The organism is Streptomyces sp. NRRL F-5630, assembly GCF_000719475.1.
GTDB lineage: Bacteria > Actinomycetota > Actinomycetes > Streptomycetales > Streptomycetaceae > Streptomyces.
This window is the reverse complement of the sequence record NZ_JOGO01000099.1, coordinates 1-17,239: the sequence shown is the minus strand read 5'-3', so window position 1 is coordinate 17,239 and position 17,239 is coordinate 1. Positions and strand designations below refer to the sequence as shown.

At 74.1% G+C, this 17,239-nt stretch carries 14 protein-coding genes, 1 tRNA gene and 1 pseudogene; 5 read left to right on the top strand and 11 right to left on the bottom strand.

Annotation, left to right across the window (positions count from 1 at the left end; translation table 11 throughout):
* The first annotated feature begins 57 nt into the window (after nucleotides 1–57).
* Nucleotides 58–1,002 carry a hydroxymethylbilane synthase gene (gene hemC / locus IF99_RS0127975; RefSeq protein WP_031000767.1) on the top strand — a complete coding sequence of 315 codons (945 nt, stop codon included), beginning with the start codon at nucleotides 58–60 and terminating at the stop codon, nucleotides 1,000–1,002.
* A 65-nt stretch (nucleotides 1,003–1,067) separates the two neighbouring features.
* On the opposite strand, the gene IF99_RS0127970 is transcribed toward hemC, so the two are convergent.
* Both IF99_RS0127970 and IF99_RS31760 read right to left on the bottom strand, forming a co-directional pair.
* The gene (locus tag IF99_RS0127970) at nucleotides 1,068–1,337 is read right to left on the bottom strand and encodes a hypothetical protein (RefSeq protein WP_420705732.1); all 270 of its coding nucleotides are present in this window, start codon (nucleotides 1,335–1,337) and stop codon (nucleotides 1,068–1,070) included.
* Nucleotides 1,334–1,519: a hypothetical protein gene (locus tag IF99_RS31760; protein WP_051703727.1), complete on the bottom strand. Its 186-nt coding sequence runs from the start codon at nucleotides 1,517–1,519 to the stop codon at nucleotides 1,334–1,336. Before IF99_RS31760 ends, IF99_RS0127970 begins: the two co-directional genes overlap by 4 nt.
* A 90-nt stretch (nucleotides 1,520–1,609) precedes the next feature.
* On the opposite strand from IF99_RS31760, the pseudogene IF99_RS33005 reads away from it, so the two are divergent.
* Together IF99_RS33005 and IF99_RS35275 are read left to right on the top strand one after the other, a co-directional pair.
* Nucleotides 1,610–2,359 (top strand): annotated as a pseudogene (locus IF99_RS33005) (helix-turn-helix domain-containing protein); the annotation flags it as partial.
* Between the two features lie 58 nt (nucleotides 2,360–2,417).
* A complete protein-coding gene (locus IF99_RS35275; RefSeq protein ID WP_031000761.1) occupies nucleotides 2,418–2,618 on the top strand; it encodes a DUF397 domain-containing protein in 201 nt (66 codons plus the stop codon).
* A 200-nt stretch (nucleotides 2,619–2,818) separates the two neighbouring features.
* On the opposite strand, the gene IF99_RS0127950 is transcribed toward IF99_RS35275, so the two are convergent.
* Nucleotides 2,819–4,300: an MFS transporter gene (locus tag IF99_RS0127950; protein ID WP_031000759.1), complete on the bottom strand. Its 1,482-nt coding sequence runs from the start codon at nucleotides 4,298–4,300 to the stop codon at nucleotides 2,819–2,821.
* Between the two features lie 253 nt (nucleotides 4,301–4,553).
* Here IF99_RS0127950 and IF99_RS0127945 point away from each other — a divergent pair.
* A tRNA-Cys gene (locus tag IF99_RS0127945) sits at nucleotides 4,554–4,625 on the top strand.
* Nucleotides 4,626–4,827: 202 nt separating this feature from the next.
* Here the strand turns inward: IF99_RS0127945 and IF99_RS0127940 are convergent.
* The 6 genes from IF99_RS0127940 to IF99_RS0127915 form a co-directional block, all read right to left on the bottom strand.
* Complete coding sequence (locus IF99_RS0127940; protein WP_031000757.1) at nucleotides 4,828–7,122, bottom strand: xanthine dehydrogenase family protein molybdopterin-binding subunit; 2,295 nt, start codon at nucleotides 7,120–7,122, stop codon at nucleotides 4,828–4,830.
* A complete protein-coding gene (locus IF99_RS0127935; protein WP_031000755.1) occupies nucleotides 7,119–9,065 on the bottom strand; it encodes a 2Fe-2S iron-sulfur cluster-binding protein in 1,947 nt (648 codons plus the stop codon). Before IF99_RS0127935 ends, IF99_RS0127940 begins: the two co-directional genes overlap by 4 nt.
* Complete coding sequence (locus tag IF99_RS0127930) at nucleotides 9,062–9,949, bottom strand: FAD binding domain-containing protein (RefSeq protein ID WP_031000753.1); 888 nt, start codon at nucleotides 9,947–9,949, stop codon at nucleotides 9,062–9,064. Before IF99_RS0127930 ends, IF99_RS0127935 begins: the two co-directional genes overlap by 4 nt.
* 227 nt (nucleotides 9,950–10,176) lie before the next feature.
* Nucleotides 10,177–11,886 carry a beta-N-acetylhexosaminidase gene (locus IF99_RS0127925; protein ID WP_031000751.1) on the bottom strand — a complete coding sequence of 570 codons (1,710 nt, stop codon included), beginning with the start codon at nucleotides 11,884–11,886 and terminating at the stop codon, nucleotides 10,177–10,179.
* 184 nt (nucleotides 11,887–12,070) lie between these two features.
* Entirely contained in the window at nucleotides 12,071–12,367 is a 297-nt protein-coding gene (locus IF99_RS0127920) for a DUF3039 domain-containing protein (protein ID WP_031000749.1), read from the bottom strand.
* A gap of 52 nt (nucleotides 12,368–12,419) precedes the next feature.
* Nucleotides 12,420–13,001 carry a YqgE/AlgH family protein gene (locus IF99_RS0127915; protein ID WP_031000747.1) on the bottom strand — a complete coding sequence of 194 codons (582 nt, stop codon included), beginning with the start codon at nucleotides 12,999–13,001 and terminating at the stop codon, nucleotides 12,420–12,422.
* Nucleotides 13,002–13,243: 242 nt separating this feature from the next.
* Between IF99_RS0127915 and murA the strand changes: the two genes are divergently transcribed.
* Nucleotides 13,244–14,584, top strand: a complete 1,341-nt coding sequence (gene murA, locus IF99_RS0127910) for a UDP-N-acetylglucosamine 1-carboxyvinyltransferase (protein ID WP_031000744.1) — start codon at nucleotides 13,244–13,246, stop codon at nucleotides 14,582–14,584.
* A 170-nt stretch (nucleotides 14,585–14,754) separates the two neighbouring features.
* Here the strand turns inward: murA and IF99_RS0127905 are convergent, their stop codons facing one another.
* Together IF99_RS0127905 and IF99_RS0127900 are read right to left on the bottom strand one after the other, a co-directional pair.
* Nucleotides 14,755–15,036: an HU family DNA-binding protein gene (locus IF99_RS0127905; RefSeq protein WP_008745984.1), complete on the bottom strand. Its 282-nt coding sequence runs from the start codon at nucleotides 15,034–15,036 to the stop codon at nucleotides 14,755–14,757.
* Between the two features lie 438 nt (nucleotides 15,037–15,474).
* Nucleotides 15,475–16,929 carry an NAD-dependent malic enzyme gene (locus tag IF99_RS0127900; protein ID WP_031000741.1) on the bottom strand — a complete coding sequence of 485 codons (1,455 nt, stop codon included), beginning with the start codon at nucleotides 16,927–16,929 and terminating at the stop codon, nucleotides 15,475–15,477.
* Nucleotides 16,930–17,239: the final 310 nt, after the last annotated feature.

Genomic DNA, 17,239 nt, shown 5'->3' with positions numbered 1-17,239 from the left:
GCGTTGGTATGGGGGGATGGCGCGCGTACCTAGACTCGGACGGCCCGAGGTGGAGCGGTGAGGGAGTCGAGCGGCGTGGTGGAGAGCGTGGTGGCGGTCGGCTCGCGGGGGAGCGCGCTGGCGCGGGCGCAGGTGCGGGAGATGGTGGAGCGCTGGGAGCGCGAGGTGCCGGGCGTCCGGTTCGTGCGGCGGGTGATCACCGAGGCGGGGGACGCGGACCGGAGCACGCCCACGGTCGCCGGGGTGACGCGGCGCGCGGGCGCGTCGGCCTTCTCCTCGCGGCAGGAGGCGGCGCTGGTGCGGGGCGAGGTCGATGTCGTCGTGCACTGCCTCAAGGACCTTCCGACCAGCCCCTCCCCCGGCACGGTGCTGCTGCGGACACCGGGGCCGCGCGAGGACGTACGGGACGCGCTGTGCGGGGCCACGCTCGCGGGCCTGCCCACGGGCGCCAGGGTCGGTACGGGGTCGGCGCGGCGGGTCGCGCAGCTCCTCGCTCTGCGTCCGGACCTGGAGATGGTCCCGGTGAGGGGCAACGTCCCGGCCCGCCTGGCCCGTATCCGTACTCTCGACGCGGTCGTCCTCGCGGCGGCGGGACTGCACCGGCTCGGCCTCGCGGACGAGATCACCGAGTACCTGGACCCGGAGGCGTATCCGCCCGCGCCCGGGCAGGGAGCGCTCGCGATCCAGGTACGCGAGGACAGCAAGGCGGCCCGTCTCCTCGCCGCGAGCGGGGACGCGGCGACCGACGCGGAGGTCCGCGCCGAACGCGTGCTGCTCGCGGAACTCCACGGCGGCTGCTCGGTCCCGCTCGGCACGTGGACGAGCCGCCCGTCGCCCACCCGCCTCCGCCTCCACGCCGCCGTGACCAGCCCCGACGGAAGCCGTCAGATCGCCGCCACGGCGGAGGGCCCGGCGGCCGAACCGGCACAGCTGGCCCGGACGGTGGCGGACCGCCTCCTCGCCCAAGGCGCGGCCCGCATCCTCGCGGCGGCGACCGGCTGAGGGCGAGCGGAGGCGGGGCCGGGCGGAGGAGGAAGACCGCGAGCGCGGATGACGCCCCTGCCGTCTCACAAGGGGTGCGGGTACTTCATCGCGAGCCCCGTCGCCGAATCGCGGTTCCGCTCCGCGACCTTGGCGCTCAGCTCCTCCGCGCCGCCGAGTTCTTCCAGATCCGCCGGGTCCGCGTCCCATTCGCGCCCGCCCCTGACCGGGCGCAACTGCGTGTACGGCCCCACGTGGCCCATCACGCGCCCGACGAGGCCGGTCGCGCGGTCCCGGGCGTACCGCCCCACGCCGAGCCGTCCGGCTCCCTCGCCGGGCGGCTGAGGCCCCGTCACTCGGAGCCGCCGTGCGCGTCGGCGCGGTGCCGCTGAAGCATGACCCGGCAGTCAGTCGCCCGCGAGTGGTCCTGGGCCGTCTCCGCGCGCCGCTCCTCGGTCCGCCACGCGTGACAGGTCGCGCAGGACGCGGTGTCGGCCGACGAGGTGGGCGCCGCCTCCGGCTGGGGTTCGTTCGCCATCCTGATCTCCCTCTGTAGCGAATCCGTCACCCGGAGCACCAAGCTGACGTACAGTCGGGACTCCTTCAACTTGCCCAAAAGGAAGGGGGAATGGTGAACGAAGCTCTCTTGGACGCCGAGCGCGGGCCCCGTGAGGCACTCGGGGTCAAGCTGCGCCAGCTCCGCAAGGCGCGCGGGTGGACACAAGAGGATCTGGCAGACCGGAGCGCATATTCAGCGACGCATATTTCGGCCGTCGAAACTGGCCGCAAACCTCCGACTCTCCGCCTTTCGAGGGATCTGGACCGGATCTTCGAATTGAGCGAGGACACCTTCGAGCGGAATTTCTACAGCCTCCGCAACGGGGCGCTGCTGGAGGGCTTCGCCGCCTACGCCAAAGAGGAGGAACGGGCGGTCGAGATACGGCTTTTCGAGATCGGCCTCATGCCTGGACTGCTGCAAACCCCCGCCTACGCGCGCGCACTGGCCGAGGCGGACGTGCGGCGGGGGCTCATCACCGAGGCCCAGGCGGACCACAGGCTCGCTTACCTGGCCAAGCGCCAGGCGTCGCTGGAGCGGCAGCGGCCCCCCATGCTGCTGGTGATCATGGATGAGAGCTGCCTGCGCCACTGGGTGGGGGGCGATGACGTGATGCACGAGCAGTTCGACGCCCTGGTGGCCTTCGCCGCCCGCCGGAACGCGGTGCTCCAAGTGGCTCCGCACACGATGGGCGAGGCCCGCCCCTTCAACCTGCCGGTCAATCTCCTGACCATGGCGGACGGCAGCCATGTGGGATACGCGGAATCACAGGCCCAAGGTCATGTCGAGCGGGAACCGTCAAGGCTGTTGAGCATTCGGGCGTCCTATCATCACCTCATGGCTGAAGCACTGTCAGCGTCGGCAACGGTGGCGCTACTGCGTGGAATGCAGCGCCGACCTGCTCGGCAGCGGGCTCGTGCCGGTACGGGACAGCAAGCTCCCCCACGGGCCCGTCCTCACCGTGACCCCGGCAGCCTGGGCCGGTCTCGTGCACCTCCTCCCCCACGGGCCCGTCCTCACCGTGACCCCGGCAGCCTGGGCCGGTCTCGTGCACCTCGCGAAGCGGTCCGCGACCCGCTGAACCAGCACCGCGCCGCGGCCCCCTTCCGCACCGGGAGGGGGCCGCGGCGCGTGGCGGGGGCCTCCGACGACAGCCCGCCACATCCCGCGCGCCCTCCCGCCCCCCGTCCGCGCCGCCCCGTCGCTCCCGCGTCCGCCCGGCTCCCGACGCTCCTCCGTCAGCCCCGCCCCCGGCCCCCTCCGCCCGCGCCCCGCTCCCGCTCACTCCCGCGTCCGGCGTGCCACCCACACCCCCACCGCCGCGACCGCGGCCAGGGGCAGGAAGACCGCCGCGAAGGCCGCCGGGTGACTCGCGCCCGCCGCCGCTCCGGCCGTGACCTCGTGCGCCGCTCCGACCGCGCCGCCGCCCGCCGCCGCGAACGCCGCGCCGCCGAGGGCGAGGAGCAGCACGTTGGAGAGGCCGTCGGACATCTGCAAGGCCGCCGAGTTGGTGCCCGCCTCCTCGGGCGCCGAGAGTTTGAGCAGCAGCGTGCTCGTGCCCGAGGTGACGATGCCCATGCCGAAGCAGCCGAAGCCCCACGCCACCGCGACGATCCACACCGGCGTCCAGGAGAACAGCACGCCGGGGGCCGTCGCGATCGCTGCGGCCACGAGCACCATGCCGAAGGTCATGAACGTCCTGCGGTACGCCGACCACGCGGGCCGCGCCTGCACCCAGCTCCCGAAGGCCCACGTGCTGCCGCCGAGCGCGAGCGAGAGCCCCGCGAGGGTCGGGCTCAGCCCCCGCTGCGTCACGAGCATGAGCGGGACGAAGGACTCGGCCGCGATGAACGCGCCCGCCGCGACCCCGCGCAGCAGCACGACGGCCGGGAGCCCCCGCGCCGCGCGCCACGTCCCGCGCGGCAGCAGGACCCGTACCGCCAGCGCGAGCAGCACCGCGCCCGCGAGCGCGGGCGGCAGCGACCGCCAGTGCGGGTCGCCCGCCGCGTACTGGAGCAGCCCGGCCGCGAGCGAGAGCGCGAAGGCCCAGGCGAGGCGGCCCCGGGGGGCGGTGCGCGGCGGCGCGTCCGGGTCGGCGGGCAGCGGACCGGCGGCGCGGCGGCGGATCTGCGGGAGGGCGAGGAGGAGCGGGAGCAGGATGAGGACGGGGATGCCGAGGAAGACCCAGCGCCAGCCGAGGTGTTCGGTGACGGTCCCCGCGATGAGCGGCCCGACGACCGAGGGCACGACCCAGCACGCCGAGAAGGCGGCGAGGATCGCGGGCTGGAGCCTGCGCGGGTACGCGCGGCTGACGACGACGTAGAGCGCGACGATCACGAGCCCGCCGCCGAGCCCCTGCACCGCGCGCCCGAGCACGAAGACCCACATGCTCGCCGCCGTGCCGCACAGGAGCAGCCCGGCCGCGAAGCCGCCGATGCCGAGCGTGATGGGCGCGAGCGGGCCCGAGCGGTCGGCCCACTGGCCGGCGAGGACCATGGCGAACAGGCTCGTGGTGAAGTACGCGGAGAAGGCGAAGGCGTAGAGCGGGACCCCGTGCAGCTCGCGCGCCGCGACCGGCATCGCCGTACCGACCGCCGTCGCCTCGAAGGCGATGAGCAGGACGACGGAGACGATCCCCAGACTGAGGGCGAGGTACGGGCGGGAGAGGACACCGCCCGTGGCGGGCGCGGGTGCCGGTTCGGCGGGTACCGGTATCGGGAGGGGGTCCACGGCGTCGGCGCCGGGCTGCTGGCTCGTACTCACCGGCCCAGGGTAAGGGGCGAATGCGGCATACGCCCCTGTCCGGAGGCCGGGTACCCGCTCCTCCTTTCGGCGTACGACCCCGGGCGGGCCGGTACGGGACGGGTGCGCCCGCGTGTGGCCTCCCGTGAACGCCGTATGTCGGCTCCGTGGCAGGGGCGTCCGCCCCCTTGCCCCGGTACCCCGCCCGCTCCTACGGTCGGGGTACCGCACAGCACACGGCGGGCCATGGACAGCGGCGCGTACGTGTGCGCGTGGCCGTGTGCCCGAGTGGCTCAGGGGCCGGCCTGCAAAGCCGGTTACATCGGTTCGAATCCGATCACGGCCTCGGCCGGGCGAGGGCCGGGCGTCCCACGAGAAGGGGACGCCCGGCCCTTTCCCGCCTGCCCCACACGGCCCCGGCCGCCTGCGGCCCGCGCACGCTCCTACGGCCGCCACAGCCTCCGCGCGCCCTCACGGACCCCACGGCTTCCGCGCGGGCACACCTCACCCCCGTCGGCGCCCCCACGGCGCCGGGCGCCTCCGCCGTCCTACGGGTTCGCCACCGCCTGCTGCGGCCGGATCGGCAGCCTGTTCACGAGGCGTCCCGTCGCCGCGCGGACCGCCGAGGCGATCGCCGCGGGGGTCGTCACGACCGGGACCGCGCTCGCGGCCTTCGCGCCGAAGGGCGCGACGACGTCCCGCTCCTCGACGAGGCGGACGACGCGGATGTCCGGCGTGTCCAGGGCGGTCGGGAGCGGGTAGCCCGTCAGGTCGGGGTGGCGGACGAGGCCGCGCGGGGTGCGGAGGTTCTCCGTGAGCGCGGCGCCGACGCCCTGCGTCACACCGGCCTCGATGCGGGCACGCAGCTGCGCCGGGTTGAGCACCCGGCCCACGTCCTGAGCGACCGCCAGCTCGACGACCCTGATCGCGCCCAGCTCGATGTCCACGTCCACGACCGCGCGCACCGCGCAGAAGGCGAGCCCCACGAAGGCGTCGCCCTGGCCGTCCGCGTCGAGCGGCTCGGTCGGGTGCGGGCGGCACTGCGCCGTCGCCCACAGCTCCTTGCCCTCCAGGGTCTCCGCGACCGTCGTGGAGAGGACCCCGTCGTAGCTCGTGATCTTGCCGTCCGCGATCTGGAGGAGTTCGGCGGACATGCCGAAGGTGTGCGCGAGGGGCTGGAGGAGCTGCGTACGGACCATCTTGGCCGCGCGTTCGACGGCCCCGCCCGAGACCCAGGTGTGCCTTCCGTGGCAGGCGGGCCCGGCGGGCGGCTGGTCGGTGTCGACGGCGGCGACCCGCACGTCCTCGACACCGAGCACGTCCTGCACGATCTGCCGCGCGAGCGTCGAGAAGCCCTGGCCCGTGTCCACGGCCGCGCAGATGACCGTGGCCATGCCGTCGTGGATCTTCACCGTCGCCGTCGCGACCTCGTCGGCGCCCTCCGCGCCGAGCATGTGCACCATGCCGACCCCGTAGCCGACCCCGCGCCGCACGGCCGCCGGGTCGCCCGCGCCCTCGGGGCCCCCGGGCAGCAGCCACTCGTCCTCGGGGGTGTCCTTGGGCAGCGGGGGCAGTTCCTCGTCCCGTACGGCTTCGAGGAGTTCGGCGACGGGGGCGGGGCAGGTCACGCTCTGCCCGGTCGGCAGGACGTCCCCGGTCGCGAGGACGTTGCGCAGCCGCAGCTCGGCCGGGTCGACGCCGAGTTTCTTCGCGAGCTTGTCCATCTGCGCCTCGTACGCGGCGCACACCTGCATCGCGCCCTCGCCGCGCACGTGCCCGGAGGGCGGGTTGTTCGTGCGCACGACCCAGCCCTCGACGAAGGCGTTCGGGACGACGTAGGGGCCGCAGGCGAAGGAGACGGCGGCGGCGAGCGCCTCGCCCGAACTGCCCGCGTACGCTCCCGCGTCCATGAGGATCTGCGCCTCGACCTTGACGAGGCGGCCCTCGGCGTCGGCGTGGTGGCGGTAGCGGAGCAGGGTCGGGTGGCGGTGGGCGTGGCCGAGGAAGGAGTCCTCGCGGGAGGCGGTGAGCTTGACGGGGCACTGGGTGCGCATCGCGAGCAGCCCGAGCGGCAGCGTGAAGCTCTGGTCCTCGCGGTCGCTCGTCGCGCCGGGGACGCCGGTCACGACGACCTTGACCTGGTCCGGGCTGAGCCCGTAGCACGCGGCGGCGAGATCGCGGTCGCCGTGCGGGTCGGTCGACGCGGTGTACAGCTCGACGCCCCCGTCCGGACGCGGCACGGCGAGCCCCGCCTCGGCCCCGATCGGCGCCGGGTCCTGACGGCCGATGCGGTAGAGCCCGTCCACGACGATCTCGCCGACCGCCTCGGGGTCGCCGGAGCGCAGCGGGATGTGCCGCACGAGGTTCCCGTCCGGGTGCAGCGGGGCCGCCTCGAAGGACTCCTCGGGGTCGGTGACCGGGTCGAGCGTCTCGTAGGCGACCTGGATGGCCGCGGCGGCCATCCGGGCCGTGTCCGGGTGGTCGGCCGCGACGGCCGCGATGGCCTCGCCGTGGTGGCGCACGACGTCGGAGGCGAAGACGGGCCGCTCGCCGCCGAAGGAGTGCGCGGGCAGGTCCTCGTGCGTGAGGACCGCGTGCACGCCCGGCATCCGCAGCGCCTCGCCCGTGTCGATCGAGACGATGCGCGCGTGGGCGTGCGGGGAGCGCAGGACGGCGGCCCACAGCAGGCCCTCGGCCCACAGGTCCGCCGCGTACGGGAAGGTGCCCTCGGTCTTGGTGCGCAGTTCGGCGGGCGGCAGCGAGGTCCCGAGGCCGAAGGGGGCCCGCTCCTCCGCCGGTTCGGCCCCCAGGTCCTCCAGGGGCTCCAGGGTCGGCTCGCTCATGCCTGGCCTCCGTCCTGGGGGTGGACGCCGGGCGCCCCGGCCCCGTGCGCGTAACTCTCCTCGGGCCCGTAGCCGTCCCGCGGCGCGAAGCGCTCACCGGCGCCGTAGGTGTCCTGCCCCTGGTCCTCGTACGGCCCTTCGGCCGGGTACCGCCCTTCGGCGTACGGCTCTTCGGCGGCGTACGGGCCTTCGGGCGGCAGGGTGAAGCCGGCGCCGTAGGTGCCCTGGGCCTCGCCGAGGTCCGTGCCGTGGGGCGGGGTGGCGGCGGGCTCCTGGTCGACGGGGCCCGGCTGGTGCGGGACCCGGGCGTGGGGGTGCCCGGCGGGCGGCTCGGCCCCGGCGGCGGCCTCCGCGGCCTCCTCCTTCGCCGCGGCCCGCTCCTCGCTCGCCTCGCGGCGGCTCGCGGCCACGTCCTGCACGGCGTCGAGCACGCCCCGGTACCCGGAGCAGCGGCACAGGTTCCCGCACAGCGCCTGCCGTGTCTCCAGGACGGTCGGCGCCGGGTTGCCCTCCAGCAGGTCGTGCACGGTCATCGCCATGCCGGGGACGCAGAAGCCGCACTGCACGGCGCCGTGCGCGGCGAGCGCGCGCTGCACGTCGGAGGCCTCGCCGCCGCGCGCGAGCCCCTCGACGGTACGGACCTCGCTCCCGGCGCTCGTCACGGCGGGCACGAGGCACGAGGCCACGAGCCGCCCGTCCACCTGGACGTTGCACGCCCCGCACTCGCCCTGCGCGCACCCGTCCTTGGCCCCGGCGAGCCCAAGGCGCTCGCGCAGCACGTAGAGCAGGGACTCCCCGATCCAGGCGCCCTCGACGGGGCGTTCGACGCCGTTGACGGAGAGCGTGTAGGAGGCGAGGGGATGCTCGTCGGGGAGAGGGAACCCGGCGGACGCGGCGGCCGGTTCGGGCCCGGACTCGGTCTCCGCCCCGGGCTCGGGGCTCTCCGCGGCGGCGTGCGCGGGCACGACCCCGGCTTCGGCCGCGCCCTCGGACGCGGGCTCCTCGGCGGCGTCCTGCCCGGGAGCGGCGTCCTGCGAGGGGGCGGCATCCTGCCCGGGAGCGGCCTCCTGCGAGGGGGCGGCGTCCTGTCCGGGAGCGGCCTCCTGTCCGGGGGCGGCCTCCGGCTCCTGAGCGGTCTCGGCTTCCTGAGCGGCGTCCGGTTCCTGGGCGGTCCCGGGTTCCTGAACGGCCTTCGGCTCCTGGGCGGCCTCCGGCTCCTGGACGGCCGTCTGCTCCGCCGCGGGCTCCTCCTCGCCCGGTGCGTACCCGGGTGCCACCTCCTGCCGCGGCTCCGGCACGCTCGCCGCGCGGTGCGCCTCGCCGCCGGGCGCGGAGTCGTCCGGTACGGCCGCCGTCTCGTCCCGTACCGCCGTCTCGTCCCGCGCCGCCTCCCGTGCCGCCACCGCCCACGGGGCGAGCGCGCCGCCGGGGAGGGTCGCGGGGGCCGTGCCCGACCACTGCGAAGTGAGCGAGGAGCCCTGGAACTCGCCGGACTCCTCGGGGAGCGCGCCCTCCGCGACGGGGATCTGCCACTGCCCGGTCGCGCCCGAGGCGCTCGGCTCGCTCGGCTGCGCGTCGCGCGCGGCCTCGGCGGCGGGCTCGGGCGTGAACGCGGCGAACTGGACCGTGGTCTCCATCGGGCTGGGCCCGTACGCCGGTTCGCCGGGCGCCTCGGGGCCGGGCTCCGTCTGCTGCCGCGGGAGGTTCCACTGCCCCGTCGCGCCGGGGTCCGTACCGGCGGCCGGGATACGCGGCGGCACGTAGCCGTGGCCCGGGGCGGCGAGGGGGGCCGCGTCGAGGAGTCCCTCGGGGAGGCTCACGAAGGCGGTCGCGTCGGCGTCGTAGTCCGTGTGCGGAACGGGTTCCCAGCCGCCGTAGGGCCCCGGGCCCTCGCCGTAGGGGTCCTGCTGCGGCGGTGCGGGCCGCTCCTGTTCCTCGCTCATGCGAGCGCCCTCCCCAGTGCGCGACGGGCCAGCGCGGCGACGGTGCGGCGCAGGTGCTGAACGGCGGGCGTGAGCGGGGGCACGACGCCGTCCTCGCCCGCCGGTGGTTCGGGTACGCAGGCGGCGGCGACGTACTCGCCGAACGCGGCGAGCGCCTCGGGCGCGAGGCGGCGGTCACCGTCCCAGTCCACCAGCGCGGAGACCCACGCCTCGGCTTCGAGGGGCCGCAGCGGCATCGGCGCGATCGCGCCGACCGCGCAGCGCACCGCGCGCCTGGCCGGGTCGAGCACGAGGGCGAGCGAGGCGACCGCGCGGCCCGGGCCGGTCCGTCCTGTCGCCTTGAGGAAGACCTGCGGGGCGTGCAGGAGCGGCACCCGTACGTGGGCGATGAGTTCGCCGCCGCGCAGCGGGTCCATGCCCGTCAGGAGGTGCGAGACGGGGACCTCGCGGCGCGTGCCGCCCGCGCTCGCGAGGAGCACGGTGGCTTCGAGCGCGGCGAGGACGGGGAGCGCGTCGCCCGTGGCGGCGGCGGTCGCGATATTGCCGCCGAGGGTGCCCGCGTTGCGGATGTGCGGGGGCCCCGCCGCGCGCGCGGCGGCGGCGAGGGCGGGGATGAGCGCGGCGAAGTCGGGGCGGCCCATGCGCGCGTGCGTGAGCCCGGCGCCGAGCAGGGCGTGGCCGTCGAGGTACTGCCAGCCGCGGATCTCGGAGACGCGGCCGAGGCCCACGAGGGCGGCGGGGCGCAGGAGTCCGGCGTTGACGGCGGTCATGAGGTCGGTGCCGCCCGCGACGGGCACGGCGGTGGGGGTCGCGGCGAGCGCGACCACGGCCTCCTCCAGCGTGGCGGGCAGGGAGACCGCCGCATTCGGTGCCTGTGTGGTCAAAGCGGCTGCCCCTTCCCGTTGCCCCGGACGTGTCCCGCCTGTGGCCTGTGCTGCCGTACGGTACGTCGTCACGGGCCGGACGTGGCAACTCTGGCACATCTTCGCGCGGGTGCGGAGCGGGGGTGGGGGCGGGGCCGGGGCGGTCCGGTGGCGGGGAGCGCGCGACCGCGGCGCGCCTCGCGCCCCGCGCCCCGCTCCCCCGGACCGCTCCCTGCCCCGGGGTTGACTCACACGCGCGGCGGCCTGCCCTCCCTCGGGAAGCCGCCGACGCCGGGGCGCCGCTGCCAGGGCTTCGGGCCGTTCTTCGGCCGGTAGGCGACGCCGAGCGCGTCGAGCCGCGCGTAGTGCGCCGCGTCCATGCGCCGCGCGAAGTCGTCGTAGTCGCGCGCTTCGGGGGCGGGCAGCGCGCTCCAGACGACCTCGGAGAACGCGGCGAGGCGCGGGAAGGTCTGGTAGTCGCGGCGGTCCTGGCTGTCCATCACCTCGGACCAGGAGTTGGCCTGCGCGCCGAGCACGTGGCGCGCCTCCTCGGGGGTCAGCTCCGGCGGCACGGGCTCGAAGCGGTAGACGTCCTCCATGGTCCGCACCCACCCGATCGGGACGGGCTCCTCCTCGCCCTCCGCCTGCCGGAAGTCGAGGTAGACCTGCTGCTCGGGGCACATGACGACGTCGTGGCCCGCGCGCGCGGCGGTGATCCCGCCGGAGTAGCCGCGCCAGGAGGTGACGGTGGCGCCGGGCGCGAGCCCGCCCTCCAGGATCTCGTCCCAGCCGATGAGGCGGCGCCCGCGCGCGGTGAGCCACGTGTCGAAGTGCCGGATGAACCAGCTCTGGAGCCCGTCCTCGCCGTCGACGCCGAGTTCCGCGATGCGCTTCTGCGCGGTCGCCGACGCCTTCCACTGGTCCTTGGGGCACTCGTCCCCGCCGATGTGGAAGAACGTGGACGGGAAGAGCTCGATGACCTCGGTGAGGACGTCCTCGTAGAAACGCAGCACCTCTTCGGTGGGAGCGAGGACGTTCGGGTTGACGCCCCAGGTCTCCCACACACCGAGCGCGTCCGTGTCGACGACGTCGGAGTTGCCGAGGTGCGGGTACGCGGCGATCGCGGCCTGCGAGTGCCCGGGGACGTCGATCTCGGGGACGACGGTGACGTGCCGCTCGGCGGCGTACGCGACGATCTCGCGCAGGTCGTCCTGCGTGTAGTAGCCGCCGTGCGGGGTCTCGTCCCACAGCTCGGAGGTGCGGTGGCCGCGCTTGGTGCGGGGCCGCCAGGCGGCGGTCTCCATGAGCTTCGGGTAGCGCTTGATCTCGATGCGCCAGCCCTGGTCGTCGGTGAGGTGGAAGTGCAGGACGTTGAGCTTGTGCGCGGCGAGCAGGTCGATCGTGCGCAGCACGCTGTCCTTGGGCAGGAAGTGGCGGGCGACGTCGAGGAGGTGGCCGCGCCAGGCGAAGCGGGGGCCGTCCTCGATCTCCGTGTACGGGATCTCGGCCCCGGCCGCCGGTACGGGCCCGGGCGCGGCGCCGGGGACGGTGGGCACCGCGGTGGTGAGCGGGGCGCGGCGCAGGGCGTCGGGTCCGGCGAGCTGGCGGAGCGTCTGGACGCCGTAGTAGACCCCGGCGGGCCCGCCCCCGGTGATCCGGACGCCTTCGGCGTCGACCGTCAGGACGTACGCCTCGGGCTGTGCGCTCTCCTCGATCCGCAGCCGTACGACAGGGCCGTCCCCGGATTCCGGGAAGTCCAGTCCGAGCGGCACGCCGAGGTCGCGGCGCAGGGCGCGCGCGGCGGTGGCGGTGCCAGGCCCCGCCTCGAGCCGGGCGGAGGCGTCGAGCCGGAGGCTGCCGCCCGGGACGGCGCGGACGTGGCGGGGGGCGGGGAGGAGGGTGGCGCGTGCGTCGGCGGCGGCGTCGGGCAGGGGGTCCGAGTGGTCCAGTCCAGTCATGAGGTCTAGTCCACCAGATGGCGACTGACATGCGAAGACCTGGAACGGGACGGGTTCCTGGAACGGGCGGGCGCTGCGGGGCCGAGACGCACGAAACCCCCGCGCCACCGGCCGGCGGGGGCGGTGGTGCGGGGGTCCGTGCATGAGGAGAGGACCCTGGCCGTACGGGGCGTGGGGCCGGGGGCTACTTCTTGCCGCCGCCCTTGCCGTCCTTGCCGTTGTTGTCGCCGCCGGGGCCCATGGAGTCGTAGATCTCCTTGCACATGGGGCACACGGGGTACTTCTTCGGGTCGCGGCCGGGCACCCAGACCTTCCCGCACAGGGCGACGACGGGCGTGCCGTCGAGCGCGCTCGCCATGATCTTGTCCTTCTGGACATAGTGGGCGAACCGCTCGTGATCACCGTCGCCGTGCGAGGTCTGCGGGACCGGTTCGACAAGGGTGGAGGTGCTGCCACCGCGCTCGGGCTCAAGAGTGCTCATAAATTCCAAGGGTACCCACGCGGGGCGCTCCGGCGGGAACGCCCACGAGCCCTCAGTTGAGGCTCGCGTCCTCCGGGTACGTCGCCATCATCGCCAGCGTCCCCCGCTGCCTGCGCAGCACCTCGCGCCACAGCGCCTCGGGGCGTTCGGCCGATATGTCGCCGGGCTCCGCGTCGACGACGTACCAGGCGCCCGCCTCCAGCTCGTCGTCCAGCTGCCCCGGGCCCCAGCCGGCGTACCCGGCGAAGATGCGCAGGGCGCCGAGCGCGGCGGCGAGGAGTTCGGGCGGGGTCTCCAGGTCGACGAGGCCGATCGCGCCGTGGACGCGCCGCCAGCCGAGCGGGCTCGTGCGGGCCCCCGGCTCCCCGGGCACGACGGCGACGCCGAGCGCGGAGTCGAGCGAGACGGGGCCGCCCTCGAAGACGACACCGGGAGCGCCCGCGAGCGACCCCCAGCCCTCCAGGATGTCGTCCACGCCGACCGGGGTCGGCCGGTTGAGGACCACGCCGAGGGTGCCCTCGGCGTCGTGGTCGAGGACGAGGACCACCGCGCGCGCGAAATTCGGGTCCGCGAGGGCCGGTGTGGCGACGAGCAGTCGCCCTGTGAGCGAGGACACCTCGGTCATGACAGCCATGATCCCGCATCGGCGCACGGGGTGGGGAGTGGGTCATGCCGGGCTCGCCGCCGCAGCTCAGGGCGCACGGAGGCGCCCCCCGCGCACGACACGCGGATGGTGACGTACCGCATCTGGTTCACGACCGTTCGTGTTGTGGCTAACTCATGACGCTTTGTGTCCCGTTCCGGCACGCCGTCCCCCCGCCCACGGCGATTACGCTTTGCTTCGGCCCTGTCCACCTCCTCCGGAACGCGAGATCGATGACCGTCACCGACGATGTACTGCTTGTCCACGGCGGAACCCCGCTGGAGGGCGAGATCCGGGTCCGAGGCGCGAAGAACCTCGTGCCGAAGGCCATGGTCGCCGCACTGCTCGGCAGCGAACCGAGCACGCTGGGCAACGTGCCCGACATCCGTGACGTCCGGGTCGTGCGCGGTCTGCTCCAGCTCCACGGCGTGACCGTGCGCCCCGGCGAGGAGCCGGGCGAGCTGGTCCTGGACCCGACGCGCGTCGAGAGCGCGAACGTCGCCGACATCGACGCGCACGCCGGTTCCTCGCGCATCCCGATCCTCTTCTGCGGCCCCCTGCTGCACCGCCTGGGCCACGCCTTCATCCCCGGCCTCGGCGGCTGCGACATCGGCGGCCGGCCCATCGACTTCCACTTCGACGTGCTGCGCCAGTTCGGCGCCCGCATCGAGAAGCGCGCCGACGGCCAGTACCTGGAGGCGCCCACGCGCCTGCGCGGCACCAAGATCCGCCTGCCCTACCCCTCGGTCGGCGCGACCGAGCAGGTGCTGCTCACGGCGGTGCTCGCCGAGGGCGTGACGGAGCTGTCGAACGCGGCGGTGGAGCCCGAGATCGAGGACCTCATCTGCGTCCTGCAGAAGATGGGCGCCATCATCGCGATGGACACCGACCGGACCATCCGGATCACCGGTGTGGAACGTCTCGGCGGCTACCGCCACCGCGCCCTCGCCGACCGCCTGGAGGCCGCCTCCTGGGCCTCGGCGGCCCTCGCGACGGAGGGGAACATCTATGTGCGCGGGGCGCAGCAGCGCTCGATGATGACGTTCCTCAACACGTACCGGAAGGTCGGCGGCGCCTTCGAGATCGACGACGACGGCATCCGCTTCTGGCACCCGGGCGGCAAACTCCACTCGATCGCGCTGGAGACGGACGTCCACCCGGGTTTCCAGACCGACTGGCAGCAGCCTCTCGTCGTGGCCCTCACCCAGGCCACGGGCCTCTCCATCGTCCACGAGACGGTCTACGAGTCCCGCCTCGGCTTCACGGCGGCGCTCAACCAGATGGGCGCCCAGATCCAGCTCTACCGCGAGTGCCTGGGCGGCTCGGACTGCCGCTTCGGCCAGCGCAACTTCCTCCACTCGGCCGTCGTCTCGGGTCCCACCCGCCTCCAGGGCGCCGACCTCGTCATCCCCGACCTGCGCGGTGGCTTCTCCTACCTCATCGCCGCCCTCGCGGCCCAGGGCACGAGCCACGTCCACGGCATCGACCTGATCAACCGGGGCTACGAGAACTTCATGGACAAGCTCATGGAACTGGGAGCCAAGGTGGAGCTGCCCAGCAAGGGCCTGGCGTAGCGCGAGAACGTGGAAGGGCGGCCACCCGTACGGGTGGCCGCCCTTCCACGTTGCCTCTTTGCACCGCGCCCGACAACCGAGCCCGGCCACAAACTAAGCCGCTCCGGCGATTGAGGAGCGGGGTGCGGGGCGGAGCCCCACAAAGGGACCCGCCCCACACCCGGGGCGACTTACTTGCCCTTCGCCGCTTCCTTCAGCTTGGAGCCCGCCGACACCTTCACGGAGTAGCCCGCCGCGATCTGGATCGGCTCACCCGTCTGCGGGTTGCGAGCCGTACGAGCCGCACGGTGCGTGCGCTCGAAGGTCAGGAAGCCGGGGATGGTGACCTTCTCGTCGCCCTTGGCGACGACGTCACCGACCACCTCGGCGAACGCGGCCAGCACGGCGTCGGCGTCCTTACGGGTCACCTCGGCACGGTCGGCCAGGGCGGCCACCAGCTCACTGCGGTTCATGTTGTGTACTCCCGTGTTCTTCTTGCCGTTGAGGCGTGCCACGCGGCGTTGCCGCATGTTGGGCAACAGCGAAGCCGATGCTGCCAGGGTCCACGAGGTCCCCCGGACCCGGGTCCTGCTCTACAGACCCTCGCGCCCAGAGAGGCATCCTGCCCCCACCTGCGGCGGGAACGCCAATCCGGGTCCCCCTGTGGCACTGCGGGCGTGTCGTGTCTCGTGCCCGACACCCTAGGTGCCGGGTCCCCGGAGGGCGATTCGCGACGCGCCGACCGTACGCCTGCCCGCTCGGCGCCGACCGATGCCCGGCGTGGCGCGCCTCACGTACGCCACGCCGGGCGGTACGGGCCGTCCGCGCCCGTACCGCCTCGGCCGAAGGCTCTGGTGCCCCCGTACGGGCCCGGTCGCGGAACCGGCCCGTACACCGCTCTGACCTGCGGTTCAGCCGGTGACGGGAACGCCGGGGGCGCTCATGGCGCCCTCCGCCGACTCACCCGCCGCGCGGGCGGCGTCGCGCACCGCTCCGGCGACCGCGCCCGCGACCTTGTCGTTGAAGACGCTGGGGATGATGTAGTTGCGGTTCAGCTCGTCGGCGCTCACGACATCGGCGAGCGCGGTCGCCGCGGCGAGCATCATGTCGGTGTTGACGGTGCGCGACTGCGCGTCGAGCAGGCCGCGGAAGACACCCGGGAAGACCAACACGTTGTTGATCTGGTTGGGGAAGTCGGAGCGGCCGGTGGCGACGACGGCGGCGGTGCGGCGGGCGTCGCCCGGGTCCACCTCGGGGTCGGGGTTGGCGAGCGCGAAGACGATCGCGTCGTCCGCCATCGCGGCCACGTCGTCCCCGTCGAGGACGTTGGGGGCCGAGACGCCGATGAAGACGTCCGCGCCGCGCACGGCCTCCTTGAGGGTCCCCGTGAGGTTCTCCGGGTTGGTGTTGTCGGCGATCCAGCGCAGCGGCGAGTCGGGCGCCGCGTCGACGAGGTCCGACCGCCCGGAGTGGACGACGCCGTGGATGTCGGCGACGACGGCGCGCTCGGCCCCGGCGGCGAGGAGGAGCTTGAGGATCGCCGTACCGGCGGCCCCCGCGCCCGACATGACGACGCGTACGTCCTCGATCTTCTTGCCCACGACGCGCAGCGCGTTGGTGAGCGCGGCGAGCACGACGATCGCGGTGCCGTGCTGGTCGTCGTGGAAGACCGGGATGTCGAGCGCCTCGCGCAGGCGGGCCTCGATCTCGAAGCAGCGCGGCGCGGAGATGTCCTCCAGGTTGATGCCCGCGAAGCCCGGGGCGATCGCCTTGACGATCTCGACGATCGCGTCCGTGTCCTGCGTGTCGAGGCACAGCGGCCACGCGTCGATGCCCGCGAAGCGCTTGAAGAGCGCCGCCTTGCCCTCCATGACGGGCAGCGCGGCCTTCGGGCCGATGTTGCCGAGGCCGAGCACGGCGGAGCCGTCGGTGACGACGGCGACCGAGTTGCGCTTGATCGTCAGGCGGCGGGCGTCCTCGGGGTTGTCGGCGATCGCCATGCAGACCCGCGCCACGCCCGGCGTGTAGACCATGGAGAGGTCGTCACGGTTGCGGATGGGGTGCTTGGACTGCATCTCGATCTTGCCGCCGAGGTGCATGAGGAACGTACGGTCCGAGACCTTGCCGAGGGTCACGCCCTCGATGCCCCGCAGCTTGCTGACGATCTCGTCGGCGTGCGCCGTGGAGGAGGCGGCGATGGTGACGTCGATACGGAGCTTCTCGTGGCCCGAAGCCGTCACGTCGAGACCCGTCACCGAGCCCCCGGAGGACTCGACAGCCGTCGTGAGCTGGGAGACCGCCGTACCGCTCGCGGGCACCTCGAGACGGACCGTCATCGAGTAGGAGACGCTGGGCGCCGTAGCCATGCCGACTTCCTCTTTCCACCTGGTATTTCTTCGCGACCGGTCGTGACCCGTGGTGCACGGCGACCCGCCGGACGTGCGGTCCGATCGTCGCACCTACCGGCGAGTAGGCGCGAATACCCTCCCTACAGCCCTTACGGGTCCGCGTGCGGCGGTTACGACAGTTTTGCGGCTCGGGGACGCCGATTTCTACCGTCTGACGGAATTACCTTTCCGTTCTGCGGTACGAGTGAGGAGGATCACGTACCGGGGCGAGGGGATACGGGGCGGATTGCGGGCGCGGGGGACGGGGGCGGGACGGAGGCACACGCCG